Source organism: Pseudomonas donghuensis (assembly GCF_000259195.1).
GTDB lineage: Bacteria > Pseudomonadota > Gammaproteobacteria > Pseudomonadales > Pseudomonadaceae > Aquipseudomonas > Aquipseudomonas donghuensis.
The window spans coordinates 63,983-79,421 of record NZ_JH650758.1 but is presented as its reverse complement, the minus strand read 5'-3'; the positions used below and the strand labels follow the sequence as shown (position 1 = coordinate 79,421).

Genomic DNA, 15,439 nt, shown 5'->3' with positions numbered 1-15,439 from the left:
GGGGTCCCGCCGCCATCACGGGTGAACAACTCGGTGAGCAAGGCACCGTCTTCGCCATAGCTGACGATATGGCTGCGCGCCACACCACCACGGCAGGCTTCGGCGGCGGCATCGAGCAACTCGCCCTGGTAATCGCTGCCCAACCGCTGCAGGTGCGCCGGCACCTGTTGTGGACGCAGCTCACGCACCAGCCGGCCCTGTTCATCAAGCAGGCCGCGCTCGGCGCCGAACAGCAGCAGTTTGTCGGCGCCCAGTTCGATGGCGGCGCGGGTGGCGACGTCTTCACAGGCCAGGTTGAAGATTTCGCCGGTAGGCGAGTAACCCAACGGCGAGAGCAGGACGATGGAGCGCTCGTCGAGCAGGCGGTTGATGCCCTTGCGGTCGACCCGGCGCACTTCGCCGGTGTGATGGTAATCAACACCTTCGACCACGCCGATCGGCCGTGCGGTGACCAGGTTGCCAGCGGCCACGCGCAGGCGCGAACCCTGCATCGGCGAGGCGGCCATGTCCATCGACAGGCGCGCCTCGATGGCGATGCGCAGGTGGCCGACGGCATCGATCACGCATTCCAGGGTGGCGGCATCGGTGATGCGCATGCCGCGGTGGTAGTGCGGGGTCAGGCCACGGGAGGCCAGGCGGCTTTCGATCTGCGGACGCGAACCATGGACCAGCACCAGGCGCACGCCAAGGCTGTGCAACAGCACCAGGTCGTGGACGATATTGCCGAAGTTGGGGTGCTCGACCCCGTCACCGGGGAGCATGACCACGAACGTGCAGTCGCGGTGGGCGTTGATGTAAGGCGAAGCGTGACGCAGCCAATTGACGTATTCGGGCATAACCGGAGAGCCTGTAGAAAATAGGGACAAGAACGGGAAAGCACACAGCGCTCGAAGGGTTATCGTCGGAACAGGCTTGGCGTCACGCGCAATCTCCTCTGCAAAACGGTTCAACTCAGCGGGCAATTACCGGGCTGAGGCAATAATGTTCGATCAACTCACGCAATAGACGCACAGTAGGCTGCAAGCGTGACATTTCAAGGTATTCACCCGGCTGGTGGGCACAGGCGATGTCACCGGGGCCGAGCACCAGGGTCTCGCAACCCAGGCGCTGAAGATAAGGCGCTTCGGTGCCAAAGGCTACCGCTTCGGCGCGATGACCGGTAAGACGTTCGGCTACCCGTACCAGTTCCGCATCGGCGGCCTGCTCGAACGGCGGCACTTCGGGGAACAGCGGCGCATAGTCGATGCGCACCTGGTGCTGCTCGGCCAGTGGCGCCAGTTTTTGCCGAATGGCACTGCGCAGCACCTCCGGGTCCATACCCGGCAGCGGGCGCAGGTCGAATTCCAGGGCGCACTGGCCACAGATGCGGTTGGGGTTGTCGCCGCCATGAATACAGCCGAAGTTCATCGTCGGTTGCGGCACGCTGAACTGGGCGTTGTTGAATGCCTTCTGCCATTGCCGGCGCAGGTTCATCAGCTCGCTCATGACCTGGTGCATGGCCTCCAGGGCGCTATGGCCCAGGCTCGGGTCGGACGAGTGGCCGCTGCGCCCGAGAATGTCGATGCGCTCCATCATCACCCCTTTGTGCAGGCGGATCGGCTTGAGCCCGGTCGGCTCACCGATCACGGCCGCACGGCCCAGGGGCCGCCCGGCCTCGGCCAGGGCACGGGCGCCGGCCATCGAGCTTTCTTCGTCGCAGGTGGCGAGAATCAGCAGCGGTTGCTTGAAGTCATGGGCAAGCAATGGTTGCACGGCTTCGATGACCAGGGCAAAAAAGCCCTTCATGTCGCAACTGCCCAAGCCTACCCAGCGGCCGTCGACCTCGGTCAGCTTGAGCGGGTCGGTCTGCCACAGCTCGGGGTCGTACGGCACCGTGTCGCTGTGCCCAGCCAGCACCAGGCCGCCCGGGCCGCTGCCATAGCTTGCCAGCAGGTTGAACTTGCCCGGGTTCACCTGCTGAATGTCGCAGGCAAAACCCAGGTCCCCCAGCCAGCCGGCCAGCAGGTCGATCACCGCGCGGTTGGACTGATCCAGAGCAGGCTGGGTACAACTGACCGACGGCGCGGCGATCAGGGCGGCGAACTGCTCTTTGAGCGATGGCAATGGCATGCGCTTTCTCCTTGGGCGAAGCTCATCATAGGGCCATCCGGCACCGGGAATAAACCGCCGTGAGCCGACTCCTGTACACTGCACCCCCAAGACGCTCCCTGTCATTCGAGCCTGGATTACCCAGCAATGCATAAAGAAACCGAAATCAAACTGCGGGTCAGCCGCGAGACCCTCGCCGCCCTGCGTGAACACCCATTGCTGAACAAGCGCAACAAGTCCGGGTGGCAAAGCCGCGAACTGCTCAACCAGTACTTCGATACCCCGGAGCGCGACCTGGCCGCCGCCAAGGTTGCCCTGCGCCTGCGCCGCGACGGCGATGTGGTCATCCAGACCCTCAAGACCCGCGGCCAGAGCGTCGCCGGCCTGTCCCAGCGCAACGAGTTCGAATGGCAGTTGCCCAAGGCCAAGCTCGACCTGAAAAAACTCGACGCCGAGTGCTGGCCGGAGCAACTGGCCGATGTCGACAAAAAAACCATCAAGGCGCTGTTCACCACTGACTTCACCCGTGAGTACGCAGAAATCGCCTGGGGCCGCGGCAAGGCCAAGGTGGTGATCGAGGCCGCACTGGACCTCGGCACCGTGGTTGCCGGCAAGCACAAGGAAGAAATCTGCGAGCTGGAGCTCGAGTTGCGCGAAGGCGCCCCCGAAGCCCTGCTGGAGCTGGCCGCCGAGCTGTCGGCCAAGTTGCCGCTGATGCCGTGTGACATCAGCAAGGCCGAGCGCGGTTATCGCCTGCTCGACGCCGGCAGCTACGCCCTGAGCCTGCCGGCCGCCGAACTGAACGCCCAGATGTCCCTCGACGACGCCTTCGCCGCACTGGCCTGGCAGTTGCTCGGCAGCAGCCAGCGCCTGGCCGAACAGTACCGTTTCAACGGCCACTGGCGCCTGCTGCAGGACTGGGTCGACAACCTCTGGGAACTGCGCGCCCTGGCCAGCAGCCTCGGCCAGGCCGGCCCACGCGCCAGCACCCGCGAGCTGCGCAACAGCCTCGACGCCCTGCTCGAAGACTGGCGCCCGCTGGTATTGGCCGGTATTGACGATGAAGACGTACGCCGTGCCGCACCCGAGCAATTCGCCGAAGAGTTGCTGGATACCCGCTGGGGCCAGTTCTCTCTGGAGACCTCGCGCTGGCTGCTGGCCCGCGCCTGGACCGTCGAGCGCAACAAGCGCGGCGACCGCCAGGGCGCCGCACAACTGGCCAACTGGCTGAACGTGCTGCTGGCCGAAGAAGCCAAGGCCCTGAACCTGCCGCTGTACCATCGCCAGCCGGAAGACCTGGCCGAGCAGCTGCCGCGCATCGAACGCCTGCTGGCATGGCTGCACCACGCCCGCCAGGTGCTGGAGAGCCCGGATCTGGACCGCCTGTTCGGCGAGCTGAACAAGTTGCACGAACTGGCCAACCTGCCAATCAGCGACGAAGTGCTCGAAGCCCGCGTCCACCAGGCCATGGCCGTGTTCCAGAGCCGTGGCTGGAAGCACCTGCTGCGCAAGTAAGGCTCAAGGCAGTACCGGCAGACTCGTCGTGGACTTGATTTCGGACAAGGCCACGGTCGAGTTGACCTCCTGGATCCCCGGCACCATCGACAGCTTTTCGAAGAAGAACCGTTCGTAGGCTTCGATGTCCGGGGTGACAATACGCAGCAGAAAGTCCACTGCGCCCATCAGTACATAACACTCCAGCACTTCCGGAAAGCCGCGGATCGCCTCGGTGAACTCGGTGAAGTTGGAGCGCCCGTGGGCGTTGAGTTTGACCTCGGCGAAAATCTGCGTGTTCAAGCCGATCTTCTTGCGATCCAGCAGAGTCACTTGGGCGCGAATCACCCCCTCCTCTTTCAAGCGCTGGATGCGCCGCCAGCAAGGCGATTGCGACAAGCCCACGCGCTCGGCGATCTGCGCACTGGAGAGCGAGGCGTCGTCCTGCAACAAGGCCAGGATGCGCCGGTCATAGGCGTCCAACTCGCTATGCATGATTATTTCTCCAAAATGGATAGCTACGAATTGAATTATTCAATAAGTGGCAATATTGCACGATCATAGAGAAGAAATACCCTGACCTGCATGTAAAAATTTCTCCACTTTCTTCGGAGAATCCCATGAGCGCTCTCGAACGGCTGGACAGCCCCCTCACACCCTTGCGCACCGATGTCTGGGCCGCCAGCAACACGCACAGTGATGTCTGCTACCAACTGCAGGTAGAGGCCGAGCCCGACAGCCTGTGCCGGGTGCTCAACCTGTTTGCCCTGCAGTTCCTGGTGCCGCATCGGCTGAATGTCGAGCAACAGGATGACCTGCTCAGTGTCGAGATCGGCATCAGCGGCCTGAGCTGGCACCGCGCCGAGCTGATTGCACAAAAAATGCGCAACCTGATCTGCGTAACCGAGGTGCAGTTGAGCCAGCCCGGTAAAGCCTGGTAACCCTTGTTCTCGCGAAAGGCTCAGCTCAGCGGCTAACCTTGCTCAGGCCACCACTGTCGGCGGCGCGGCAAGGAAGCCCGCATGACCAACCCCAATGAAGATCGCTGGCTTGACCTCGACACCTTGCTTGCCGAGTTGCTCGCCGAACAACGCATCAGCGCGGTCGATCGCAGCAACTGCACACCGCTGCAGCACGACCAGCACCCGCTCGAATGGATCGCCAGCCAGCAGCTTGCCGACCTGCGCAATCCCGGCCAATGCCTGGACCTGGACGCCTTGTGCCAGTGGCAGCCAAAGCAGGCTGGCCAGCCTTACCTGCGTATCGATCCCCTGGAGACCGACCTTGCCCGGCTCACCGGCCTGATGTCCGCGGCCTTCGCCAGGCGTCACGGCATCTTCGCGGTGGCCGCCGATGCCAGCGGTGTCACCGTGGCCAGCGCGCAGCCCTATGTCCGCGCCTGGGAGGCGGACCTGGCCCAGGCGCTGCAACGGCCGATCAAGCGGGTGCTGGCCAGCCCCGTGCAGATCCGCCAGCTCAGCCAGACGTTCTTCCAGGTCGCCCAATCGGTCAGCGGCGCCAGTCAGCAACAGTCGGTACCGATCGCGGCGGGCAATCTTGAACAATTGCTTGAAGTCGGCAGCCGCGCCAACGAGGTTCAAGCCAACGATGCGCATATCGTCAGCATCGTTGACTGGCTGTTGCAGTACGCCTTCGAACAGCGCGCCAGCGATATCCACCTCGAACCGCGACGTGAACAGGGCCAGTTGCGTTTTCGCATCGACGGCGTGCTGCACCCGGTCTACCAGTTCCCGGCGCCGGTGACCCTGGCGGTGGTCAGCCGCCTGAAAAGCCTGGGGCGCATGAATGTCGCGGAAAAACGCCGCCCCCAGGATGGCCGGATCAAAACCCGCCTGCCCGATGGCGAGGAGGTCGAGCTACGGCTGTCGACCCTGCCCACCACGTTTGGCGAAAAGCTGGTGTTGAGAGTCTTCGACCCGCAGCTGCTGCACCAGAACTTTGCCCAACTGGGCCTCGGCGCAGCCGACCTCAAGCGCTGGCTGGCCATGCTCGGCCAGCGCCACGGCATCATCCTGGTCACCGGGCCCACCGGCTCGGGCAAGACCAGCACCCTTTACGCCAGCCTCAAGCACCTGGCCACCCCGCAGATCAACCTGTGTACCGTCGAAGACCCGATCGAAATGGTTGAACCCGCGTTCAACCAACTACAAGTACAACCGGCCATCAACCTGGACTTTGCCGCCGGTACCCGGGCGCTGCTGCGCCAGGACCCGGATGTCATCATGATCGGCGAGATACGCGACCTGGAAACCGCTGAAGTGGCGATCCAGGCCGCCCTGACCGGGCACCTGGTGCTCTCGACCCTGCACACCAACGATGCCTGCAGCGCTATCACCCGCTTGCTGGAACTGGGCATTGCGCCCTATCTGCTTAAAGCCAGCCTGATCGGGGTCATGGCCCAGCGCCTGGTACGCACCCTGTGTGACCATTGCAAGGCCGCGCCAACAGCGCCGATGCACAGCCATCAAGCGGTGGGCTGTGGTGAATGCCGGCAGACCGGGTATCACGGTCGCAGTGCGATCTTCGAACTGCTGGGCATCAGTGATGCACTCAAAGCTCGAATCGAGCCCGACCTCGATCTGCTCGCCTTGCGCCGACTGGCGCTTGATGAGGGCATGCTCAGCCTCAAGCACAGCGGCGCCGAGAAGGTTGCCGCAGGGCAGACAACCGAGGCCGAAGTGCTTCGCGTCATCGCTTGAAGCAGGTGCCAAACCTTTATCTGGCCAGGGAACTAGATCCACATAAACCCAATCAAAGGCCCCAGTTCACCTCAGTTGGAGTCACCTTAATGCGTTTCAAGTTTGCAGTCGCAACCCTTGCCCTGCTCTCCCTGCCGGTTGGATCTGCCATGGCCGATACCTTCTGGCGCAACGTCATCTCTTCCGGCGCCACCACCGCGTCCTCTTACCTGACCTCCAAGGACCACAAGCTGGTCGTGGCTGCCCAGGATGATGCCGGCAGCTTTGTCGCCAGCGAAGGCGCGATTCGCGGCCCGTACCTGGAAGCGGCGATGCAGAAAGTCCGCACCGACAACCCGGGCCTGAAAGTCAGTGACATGGAACTGGCCAATGCGATCCTGGCCAAGAACGCGGTAGCCAGCGAGTAAACTGTGGGAGCGGATGAATCCGCTCCCACCTCCTACCAAAGCCTCAGCGGTAATCATCCACCGGCACACAGGCACAGAACAGATTCCGGTCGCCATACACGTTGTCGACCCGGTTCACCGCCGGCCAGTACTTGTGCATCCGCGCATGGGCACTGGGCGCCACGCCCTGGGCAATGCTGTAGGGCCGCTCCCACACGCCCAGCACATCCTCAAGCGTATGCGGCGCATGCTTGAGCGGATTATCTTCTGCCGGCCAGTTACCTTCCTGAACTTCGCGGATCTCGGCACGAATGCTCAGCATTGCCTCGACAAAGCGATCCAGTTCGGCCTTGGATTCGCTCTCGGTCGGTTCGACCATCAAAGTGCCCGGCACCGGGAATGACATGGTCGGTGCATGGAAGCCGTAGTCCATCAAACGCTTGGCCACATCCTCTTCGGAAATGCCGGTCAGGGCTTTCAGCGGACGCAGGTCAAGAATGCACTCATGTGCCACCCGCTCGTTCCGGCCGCGATAAAGCACCGGGAAGGCACCGCCCAACTGCTCGGCCAGGTAGTTGGCCGACAGTATCGCCACCTCACTGGCATCGGCCAGTTGCGGGCCCATCATGGCGATGTACATCCAGCTGATCGGCAAGATGCTCGCGCTGCCCCAGGGCGCAGCACTGACCGCCGTGTTTTGCGGGTCCGGGCCGGGCAGCGGGACCACCGGATGGCTGGCCACAAAAGGCGCCAGGTGCGCCCGCAGACCAATCGGGCCCATGCCCGGGCCACCGCCGCCATGGGGAATACAGAACGTCTTGTGCAGGTTCATGTGCGACACGTCGGCACCAATATCCGCTGGCCGCGCCAAGCCGACCTGGGCATTGAGGTTGGCACCGTCCATGTACACCTGGCCGCCGTGCTTGTGGATAACTTCGCAGATCTCGCTGATGCCCTCTTCGTACACGCCGTGTGTCGATGGATAGGTGGCCATCAGGCACGACAGCTTCTCGCCGGCTGCTTGCGCCTTGGCCTTGAGGTCGGCCAGGTCGACGTTGCCGGCCTGGTCGCACTCGACGATCACCACCTGCATGCCGGCCATCTGTGCGGAGGCCGGGTTGGTGCCGTGGGCCGAGGCCGGGATCAGGCAGATATCGCGCTGGGGCTGGTGACGGCTGCGGTGATACTTGGCGATTGCCATCAGCCCGGCGTACTCGCCCTGGGCGCCAGAGTTGGGCTGCATGCAGATGGCATCGAAGCCGGTGATCGCACACAACCAGCTTTCCAGTTCGTCGATCATCGCCTTGTAACCCTGCACCTGTGCAGCCGGCGCAAAGGGGTGCAGCAGGGCAAAACCGGGCCAGGTGATCGGAATCATCTCGCTGCTGGCATTAAGTTTCATGGTGCACGAACCCAGCGGGATCATCGACTGGTTCAGCGCCAGGTCCTTGTTCTCCAGCTGCTTGAGGTAACGCAGCATCTCGGTTTCGCTGTGGTGCAGGTTGAATACCGGGTGGCTGAGAAAGGCCGAGCGCCGCACCAGCGCCGGCGGAATGCCTTCAGGCTGCGCCAGGGCATCCAGTGCGGCGATATCCAGGCCATGGTCGGCACCGAGGAAGATATCGAACAGGCGCATGACCGTGCTTTCATCGCAGGTCTCGTCGAGGCTCACGCCCAGTTGCCCACGGCCGAGAATCCGCAGGTTGATCTGCGCCGCCTCGGCGCTTTCGATGATTGCCGTCTGGCTACCGCCGACGTCCAGGGTCAGGGTGTCGAAGAAGTGTTCGTTGAGCCGCTTGATGCCCTTGCTCTCCAGGCCCGCAGCGAGGACGAAGGTCAGCGCATGCACGCGCTGGGCAATGCGTTGCAAGCCTTCCGGGCCGTGGTACACCGCATAGAACGCAGCGATGTTGGCCAGCAGTACCTGGGCGGTGCAGATGTTGGAGTTGGCCTTCTCGCGGCGAATGTGTTGCTCACGGGTCTGCAAGGCCATGCGCAGCGCAGTGTTGCCGCGGGCATCCTTGGACACGCCAATGATGCGCCCGGGCATGGCCCGCTTGAACTCGTCCCGACAGGCAAAATACGCCGCATGCGGGCCACCAAAGCCCATGGGCACGCCAAAACGCTGGGACGAGCCGAGCACCACGTCGGCGCCCTGCTCGCCCGGCGGCATCAGCATCACCAGGCTGAGCAGGTCGGCCGCTACGCAAGCCAGCGCCTGCTGGGCATGCAACTGCGTCACCAGCGGGCGCAGGTCGCGCACTTCGCCATGGGTGTCGGGGTACTGCAGCAGAGCCCCGAATACCTGGTACTTGGCGAGGTTATCCACAGCGTCGATGACCAGCTCAAAACCGAAGCCCTCGGCACGGGTCTGCAGCACCGAGAGGGTTTGCGGGTGGCAGTGTTCATCAGCGAAGAACACATTGCTTCTCGACTTGGCCACGCGCTTGGCCAGGGCCATGGCTTCCGCCGCAGCGGTGGCTTCGTCGAGTAACGAGGCGTTCGCCAGGTCCAGGCCGGTGAGGTCGATGATCATCTGCTGGAAATTGAGCAAGGCTTCCAGGCGGCCCTGGGCAATTTCCGGTTGATACGGGGTATAGGCGGTGTACCAGCCCGGGTTTTCCAGGACGTTACGCAAAATGACAGTGGGGGTGACGGTACCGTGGTAGCCCATGCCGATCAGGCTGGTCCACACCTGGTTCTGCTCGGCATACCCCTTGAGCCTGGCCAGGGCGGCCTGCTCATCGAGGGCATCAGGAAGCTCCAGCGGCCGGTTCAGACGGATGCCCGGCGGCACGGTCTGTTCGATCAGCTCGCGGCGGCTGCCAACCCCGAGGGTGGCGAGCATGGCCTGCTGCTCCGAGGCATCGGGCCCCAGGTGGCGACGCAGGAAAGGATTGCGGTCTTGCAGTTGGCTCAGGGACGGCGACTGGGACATAGCGGCTCTCTCTTCCTCGACCAAGCCTCGGGCGCTGGAGGCATATTGAGTCTAGGAAGAGATTGCCGCTTGCGTGAAACTATTCGCCGATGGCGGCTTTGTAACCGGCGGCGTCGAGCAGTTTGTCCAGCTCGGCCTTGTCGCTTGGCTTGAGCTTGAAGATCCAGCTGTCATAGGGCGCGGAGTTGAGCGACTCGGGGCTGTCGGCCAGCGCCTCGTTGACTGCGATCACTTCACCGCTGACCGGTGCGTAGATGTCCGAAGCGGCCTTGACCGACTCGACCACGCCCGCCGCATCGCCGGCAGCGAAGACCTTGCCAATTTCCGCCAGCTCGACGAACACCACGTCACCCAGGGCTTCCTGGGCATGGTCGCTGATCCCGACAGTCACGGTGCCATCGGCTTCCAGCCGGGCCCACTCGTGGCTTTCGGCAAAACGCAGGTCGGCGGGGATATTGCTCATCATTGTTGTCCTCGATTGGGTCAGCGGTTGGCCCGCCAGAATAGGTTCAGATCAGGATCTTGCCATGGCGCACGAAGGTCGGCTTGACCACCCGCACCGGGTACCACTTGCCACGAATTTCTACCTCGGCACGATCGGCGGTCGCCATCGGCACCCGCGCCAGGGCAATGGATTTGCTCAGCGTAGGAGAGAAACTACCACTGGTGATCTCCCCTTCGCCAATCCCGGCGACGCGGACCACCTGGTGCGCGCGTAAAACCCCGCGTTCTTCGAGCACCAGGCCGACCAGTTTCTGCTCGACGCCATGCTCGATTTCTTTCAGCAAACCTTTGCGACCAATGAAATCACGCTCAGCCGGCTCCCAGGCGATGCTCCAGCCCAGGTTCGAGGTCAGCGGCGTGTGGGCTTCGTCGATGTCCTGGCCATACAGGTTCATCCCCGCTTCCAGGCGCAGGGTGTCGCGCGCGCCGAGACCGCTCGGGGCGATGCCGGCGCCGACCAGGTCGTTGAAGAACGCCGGGGCCTGTAGCGCCGGGAAGATGATTTCCAGGCCATCCTCACCGGTGTAACCGGTGCGGGCGATGAACCAGTCACCGTCGGCCAGGCCTTCGAAGGGCTTGAGTTCACGGATCAGCGCGGCGCGAGCGGCGGTCACCAGTTCAGCGACCTTTTCCCGTGCTTGCGGGCCCTGGATGGCCAGGATGGCCAGCTCCGGGCGCTCGCTCAGTTCGACCTCGAAACCGATCATCCGTGCCTGCAGCCAGGCCAGGTCCTTGTCGCGGGTCGAGGCGTTGACCACCAGCCGGTAACCGTCGTCGCAGCGGTAGACGATCATGTCATCGATAACCCCGCCCTGCTCGTTGAGCATGGTGCTGTACAGGGCCTTGCCGGTGGCATTCAGACGATCGACATCGTTGGCCAACACATGCTGCAGCCAGACGCCGGCCTGGGCACCGCGAACATCGATCACGGTCATATGGGATACATCGAATACGCCGCAGGCCTGGCGCACCTGATGGTGCTCCTCGACTTGCGAACCATAATGCAGGGGCATATCCCAACCGCCAAAATCGACCATCTTGGCGCCAAGGGCCAAGTGCAGGTCATAAAGAGGCGTACGCTGTCCCATGGGTTTCTCCTTCCGGGCGTGGCGAGGCTACGGCGGCTGGCAGCGTTGCAGCTACCCGGTCTGTAGGACCGGCCGCAGCGAATGCCGCGCATTGTAGCCGCAAGCTCGCAGGCTTACACCCTCAGCGCGTTTGACCCGGGTGCTGCGCCGAGCGTCGAATCAGGCCGATGACCGGCAACAGGCCGACCAGCACCAGGGTCAGCGCCGGCAGCGAAGCCCGCGACCACTCGCCCTCACTGGTCATCTCGAACACCCGTACCGCCAGCGTGTCCCAGCCAAACGGGCGCATCAGCAGGGTGGCCGGCATTTCCTTGAGCACGTCGACGAACACCAGCAGCGCCGCGCTCAATGCACCGGGTACCAGCAAGGGCAGATACACCTTGAAAAACAATCTTGGGCCACTCACGCCGAGACTACGGGACGCTTCCGGCAAAGATGGACGAATCCGCCCCAGGCTGTTTTCCAGTGGGCCGTAGGCCACAGCGATAAAACGCACCAGATAGGCCAGCAGCAAAGCCGACAGGCTACCGAGCAGCAGCGGCTTGCCCGCGCCACCCAGCCAGCTGGACAACGGCACCACCACCTGATTATCGAGGTAACTGAAAGCCAGCATGATCGACACCGCCAACACCGAGCCAGGCAAGGCATAGCCCAGGTTGGCCAGGCCAACGCCTGCACGAATTCCCGAGGTCGGCGCCTGTCGCCGGGCAAACGCCAGCACCAGGGCAACACAGACGGTAATCAGCGCCGCCATGCCGCCCAGATAGAGGGTATGCAGGATCAGGCCAGCATAGCGCTCGTCGAGATCAAAACGCCCGCGCTGCCAGAACCACACCAACAACTGCAGCATCGGCACGACGAAGGCACAGGCGAATACCAGCAGGCACCAACTGCTGGCGGCCAGCGCCTTGATGCCATGCAAGTGATACAGCGCTTTGCCCCGCGGCCGTTCGTTGCTACTGCGCACGGCGCCACGGGCACGACGCTCGCCGTACAGCACCAGCATCACCGCCAACAACAGCAGGCTGGCCAGCTGGGCAGCACTGGAGAGGCTGAAGAAGCCGTACCAGGTCTTGTAGATGGCGGTGGTGAAGGTGTCGAAGTTGAACACCGACACTGCGCCAAAATCCGCCAGGGTCTCCATCAACGCCAGCGCCACCCCGGCGCCGATGGCCGGCCGTGCCATGGGCATGGCGACCCGCCAGAATGCCTGCAAGGGTGAAAGCCCCAGCACCCTTGCCGCTTCCATCAGGCCTTTGCCCTGAGCCAGGAAGGCGTTACGCGCCAGCAGATAGACATACGGGTAAAACACCAGCACCAGCACGGTGATCACCCCGCCGGTGGAGCGCACCCGTGGCAAGCGCATGGGCCCGAACCACTCGCGCAGCAGGGTTTGCACCGGACCGGCGAAATCCAGCAGGCCAACGAACACGAACGCCAACACATAGGCCGGAATCGCGAAGGGCAGCATCAGGGCCCAGTCGAGCCAGCGCCGCCCGGGGAACTCGCACAGGCTGGTAAGCCAGGCCAGGCTCACCCCCAGCACCGACACGCCGACGCCCACACCGAGGATCAACGTCAGGGTGTTACCCAGCAGCCGGCTCATCTGGGTGTCGAGCAGATGCGACCAGATCTGCATGTCGACCGCCTGCCAGGACAACAGCAGCACGCTCAGCGGCAGCAGCACCAGGGCGGCGATGGCGAAGACCAGTGGGTACCAACGGCGTTGGGCGGGGTGGGCCAAAAGTGAAATCTCTATGGGAATGATTGCGACCGCGTTGCGGTCGATCGCTGGCAAGCCAGCTCCCACAGTGAAAAGAGAGCACCGCTATCCCTGTGGGAGCTGGCTTGCCAGCGATTGGGGCCCGATAGGGCCCCGAAAGGATATAGCCTTGTGCTTAGTTCCAGCCAGCCCGATCCATCAGGCGGATGGCTTCGGCCTGGCGTTTGCCGGCCACTTCCACAGGGATGGTGTCAGCTTTGAACGTGCCCCAGGCGGCCACTTCTTCGGAAGGTGCCACTGCCGGGTTGGCCGGGAACTCCTGGTTCACGCCGGCAAAGATCTTCTGTGCGTGTTCACCGGTCATCCATTCGACCAGCTTCTTCGCCGCCTCAGGATGCGGCGCGTATTTGGTCAGGCCGATACCCGAAAGGTTGACGTGCACGCCACGGTCGGCCTGGTTAGGCCAGAACAGCTTGACTGCCAGCTTGGGGTTTTCCTTGTGCAGGCGGCCGTAGTAGTAGGTGTTGACGATACCGACGTCGCACTGGCCGGCGTTGATTGCCTGCAGCAAGGCGGTGTCATCGGAGAACACATCAGTGGACAGGTTGTTGACCCAGCCCTTGATGATCTCTTCGGTCTTCTGCTCGCCGTGGGTTTCGATCAGGGTGGCGGTCAGCGACTGGTTATAGACTTTCTTCGCCGTGCGCAGGCACAGGCGCCCTTCCCAGTTCTTGTCGGCCAACGCCTCGTAGGTGCTCAGCTCTTCGGGCTTGACCCGGTCGGTGGAGTAGGCGATGGTCCGCGCGCGCAGGCTCAGGCCGGTCCAGTCATGGGACGAGGCGCGGTATTGGGCCGGGATGTTCTTGTCGATGATGTCTGACTTGATCGGCTGCAGAATGCCCATCTGCTCGGCTTGCCAGAGGTTGCCGGCATCGACGGTGAGCAGCAGGTCGGCGGTGGCGTTCTTGCCCTCGGCCTTGATGCGCTGCATCAGCGGCGCTTCCTTGTCGGTGATGAACTTGATCTTCACCCCGGTCTCTTTGGTGTAGGCGTCGAACACCGGCTTGATCAACTCGTCGATGCGCGAGGAATACACCACCACCTCGTCCGCCGCCTGGGCGGCTGTGCCGAACAGGGTCAGAGCCAGAGCGGCCAGTACGTGCTTGCGTGGCAACATGGTGCGGTCCTCGGAGTTCAAGAGAGGCGCAAATGGTAGTTAATCCTATTTGCCTTCTCAACTGAACTCACAAAGGAGGAGTTACCAGATGTTGCGAAACCTCAGGCCCGCGCCAGTTCCGGCAGATCACCGCTCAAGCCCAGGGCTTGGCGCACGAACAAGGCTTTGGCTTCAGGCAGTTGCTCGACCCATTTCAGGCCGCTGTTGCGTAGCCAGCGCAGCGGCAGCGGATCAGCCTGGAACAGGCGCTCGAACCCTTCCATCGCCGCCATCAGCGCCAGGTTGTGCGGCATGCGCCGACGCTCGAAGCGGCTTAGCACACGAACATCGGCCAGGCGCTCGCCCCGCTCGTAGGCGTGCTGCAGCTCCTCGGCCAGTACCGCAGCATCGAGAAAGCCAAGGTTGACGCCTTGCCCGGCCAACGGGTGAATGGTGTGTGCAGCATCGCCGATCAACGCCAGGCCTTCGGCCACGTAGCGTTTGGCGTGACGCTGGCGCAGCGGCACACAAACCCGTGGGTCGGCCTGCAGCACGCCGCCCAGGCGCCCTTCGAAGGCGCGCTCAAGCTCGGCGCAGAACGCTTCGTCGCTCAAGGCCATCAGGTGCTCGGCCTGTTCCGGCGTGGTCGACCAGACGATCGAGCACCAATCCTGTTGACCATCGCGCAGCAATGGCAGGAACGCCAGCGGCCCCTCGTCGGTAAAGCGCTGCCAGGCAGTCGCTTGATGGGGCTGGGCGCAACGCACGCTGGTGACGATGGCGTGGTGCAGGTAATCCCACTCGCGCGTCTCACAGCCGGTCAGGCGGCGCACCGCCGAGTTGGCACCGTCGGCGGCGATCACCAACGGCGCACGCAAGGTGCGACCGTCGGCCAGGGTCAGCAGCCAGTCGTCGCCGGAGCGGCGCATCTGCTCCAGGCGGGCATTGGCCAGCAGGCCGATTTCGCTGTCGTGCAGGCGCTCCAGCAGGCCATCCTGCACCACCCGGTTCTCGACGATATGGCCGAGCACCTCGGCATGCACGCTGGCGGCCGAGAAATGGATCTGGCCAGTGCCGCTGCCGTCCCACACACGCATGTCCGAGTAGGGGCTCAAGCGCCGTTCGCCGATCCCCTGCCAGGCGCCCAGGCGCTCGAGGATGCGCTGGCTGGCCGCCGACAAGGCGCTGACCCGCGGCTCGAATGCCGACTGCTGGTCAAAGGGCTTGATCGACAACGGGCTGCCATCGAGCAAGAGGATTTCCAGGCCGCTGTGCTGCAACGCCAGGGCCAGAGCGCTGCCGACCATACCGGCACCGACAATCAACAGATCTGCGCGCATTT

Annotated in this window: 13 protein-coding genes; 4 read left to right on the top strand and 9 right to left on the bottom strand. The window is 63.5% G+C overall.

Annotated elements, in window-relative coordinates:
* Positions 1 to 836, bottom strand: an 836-nt coding sequence (argA, locus tag UW3_RS29260) for an amino-acid N-acetyltransferase (RefSeq protein ID WP_010221189.1), incomplete at its 3' end; no start/stop codon positions are given.
* A 115-nt stretch (positions 837 to 951) separates the two neighbouring features.
* A complete protein-coding gene (gene argE, locus UW3_RS0104980; protein WP_010221188.1) occupies positions 952 to 2,109 on the bottom strand; it encodes an acetylornithine deacetylase in 1,158 nt (385 codons plus the stop codon).
* A 126-nt stretch (positions 2,110 to 2,235) separates the two neighbouring features.
* Here argE and UW3_RS0104975 point away from each other — a divergent pair, with 126 nt between their 5' ends.
* Positions 2,236 to 3,603: a CYTH domain-containing protein gene (locus UW3_RS0104975; RefSeq protein ID WP_010221187.1), complete on the top strand. Its 1,368-nt coding sequence runs from the start codon at positions 2,236 to 2,238 to the stop codon at positions 3,601 to 3,603.
* Between the two features lie 3 nt (positions 3,604 to 3,606).
* Here the strand turns inward: UW3_RS0104975 and UW3_RS0104970 are convergent, their stop codons facing one another.
* A complete protein-coding gene (locus tag UW3_RS0104970; RefSeq protein ID WP_010221186.1) occupies positions 3,607 to 4,077 on the bottom strand; it encodes an Lrp/AsnC family transcriptional regulator in 471 nt (156 codons plus the stop codon).
* Between the two features lie 125 nt (positions 4,078 to 4,202).
* Here UW3_RS0104970 and UW3_RS0104965 point away from each other — a divergent pair, with 125 nt between their 5' ends.
* The 3 genes from UW3_RS0104965 to UW3_RS0104955 all read left to right on the top strand — a co-directional run bounded on the left by UW3_RS0104965 (position 4,203) and on the right by UW3_RS0104955 (position 6,709).
* Positions 4,203 to 4,523 (top strand): hypothetical protein, encoded by a 321-nt coding sequence (locus tag UW3_RS0104965; RefSeq protein WP_010221185.1) that lies wholly within the window; start codon positions 4,203 to 4,205, stop codon positions 4,521 to 4,523.
* Between the two features lie 81 nt (positions 4,524 to 4,604).
* The gene (locus UW3_RS0104960) at positions 4,605 to 6,302 is read left to right on the top strand and encodes a GspE/PulE family protein (protein ID WP_010221184.1); all 1,698 of its coding nucleotides are present in this window, start codon (positions 4,605 to 4,607) and stop codon (positions 6,300 to 6,302) included.
* 89 nt (positions 6,303 to 6,391) lie between these two features.
* On the top strand, positions 6,392 to 6,709 hold the full coding sequence (locus tag UW3_RS0104955; protein WP_010221183.1) for a DUF2388 domain-containing protein: 318 nt from the start codon (positions 6,392 to 6,394) through the stop codon (positions 6,707 to 6,709).
* Between the two features lie 43 nt (positions 6,710 to 6,752).
* Here UW3_RS0104955 and gcvP read toward each other — a convergent pair whose 3' ends face one another.
* The 6 genes from gcvP to UW3_RS0104925 form a co-directional block, all read right to left on the bottom strand.
* Positions 6,753 to 9,626 (bottom strand): aminomethyl-transferring glycine dehydrogenase, encoded by a 2,874-nt coding sequence (gene gcvP / locus UW3_RS0104950; protein ID WP_010221182.1) that lies wholly within the window; start codon positions 9,624 to 9,626, stop codon positions 6,753 to 6,755.
* Positions 9,627 to 9,705: 79 nt separating this feature from the next.
* Positions 9,706 to 10,089 carry a glycine cleavage system protein GcvH gene (gene gcvH, locus UW3_RS0104945; protein WP_010221181.1) on the bottom strand — a complete coding sequence of 128 codons (384 nt, stop codon included), beginning with the start codon at positions 10,087 to 10,089 and terminating at the stop codon, positions 9,706 to 9,708.
* Between the two features lie 46 nt (positions 10,090 to 10,135).
* Entirely contained in the window at positions 10,136 to 11,218 is a 1,083-nt protein-coding gene (gene gcvT / locus UW3_RS0104940) for a glycine cleavage system aminomethyltransferase GcvT (protein ID WP_010221180.1), read from the bottom strand.
* A 121-nt stretch (positions 11,219 to 11,339) separates the two neighbouring features.
* Entirely contained in the window at positions 11,340 to 12,962 is a 1,623-nt protein-coding gene (locus UW3_RS0104935) for an ABC transporter permease (protein ID WP_010221179.1), read from the bottom strand.
* A gap of 154 nt (positions 12,963 to 13,116) precedes the next feature.
* The gene (locus UW3_RS0104930; protein ID WP_010221178.1) at positions 13,117 to 14,118 is read right to left on the bottom strand and encodes an extracellular solute-binding protein; all 1,002 of its coding nucleotides are present in this window, start codon (positions 14,116 to 14,118) and stop codon (positions 13,117 to 13,119) included.
* A gap of 101 nt (positions 14,119 to 14,219) precedes the next feature.
* Positions 14,220 to 15,437 (bottom strand): 2-octaprenyl-3-methyl-6-methoxy-1,4-benzoquinol hydroxylase, encoded by a 1,218-nt coding sequence (locus UW3_RS0104925; protein ID WP_162471124.1) that lies wholly within the window; start codon positions 15,435 to 15,437, stop codon positions 14,220 to 14,222.
* Positions 15,438 to 15,439 lie beyond the last annotated feature (2 nt).

Bases quoted from the DNA above. Each gene is read 5' to 3' on its own strand.
- argE (WP_010221188.1), bottom strand. From the start codon at position 2,109: ATGCCATTGCCATCGCTCAAAGAGCAGTTCGCCGCCCTGATCGCCGCG.
- UW3_RS0104975 (WP_010221187.1), top strand. From the start codon at position 2,236: ATGCATAAAGAAACCGAAATCAAACTGCGGGTCAGCCGCGAGACCCTC.
- UW3_RS0104970 (WP_010221186.1), bottom strand. From the start codon at position 4,077: ATGCATAGCGAGTTGGACGCCTATGACCGGCGCATCCTGGCCTTGTTG.
- UW3_RS0104965 (WP_010221185.1), top strand. From the start codon at position 4,203: ATGAGCGCTCTCGAACGGCTGGACAGCCCCCTCACACCCTTGCGCACC.
- UW3_RS0104960 (WP_010221184.1), top strand. From the start codon at position 4,605: ATGACCAACCCCAATGAAGATCGCTGGCTTGACCTCGACACCTTGCTT.
- UW3_RS0104955 (WP_010221183.1), top strand. From the start codon at position 6,392: ATGCGTTTCAAGTTTGCAGTCGCAACCCTTGCCCTGCTCTCCCTGCCG.
- gcvP (WP_010221182.1), bottom strand. From the start codon at position 9,626: ATGTCCCAGTCGCCGTCCCTGAGCCAACTGCAAGACCGCAATCCTTTC.
- gcvH (WP_010221181.1), bottom strand. From the start codon at position 10,089: ATGAGCAATATCCCCGCCGACCTGCGTTTTGCCGAAAGCCACGAGTGG.
- gcvT (WP_010221180.1), bottom strand. From the start codon at position 11,218: ATGGGACAGCGTACGCCTCTTTATGACCTGCACTTGGCCCTTGGCGCC.
- UW3_RS0104930 (WP_010221178.1), bottom strand. From the start codon at position 14,118: ATGTTGCCACGCAAGCACGTACTGGCCGCTCTGGCTCTGACCCTGTTC.
- UW3_RS0104925 (WP_162471124.1), bottom strand. From the start codon at position 15,437: ATGCGCGCAGATCTGTTGATTGTCGGTGCCGGTATGGTCGGCAGCGCT.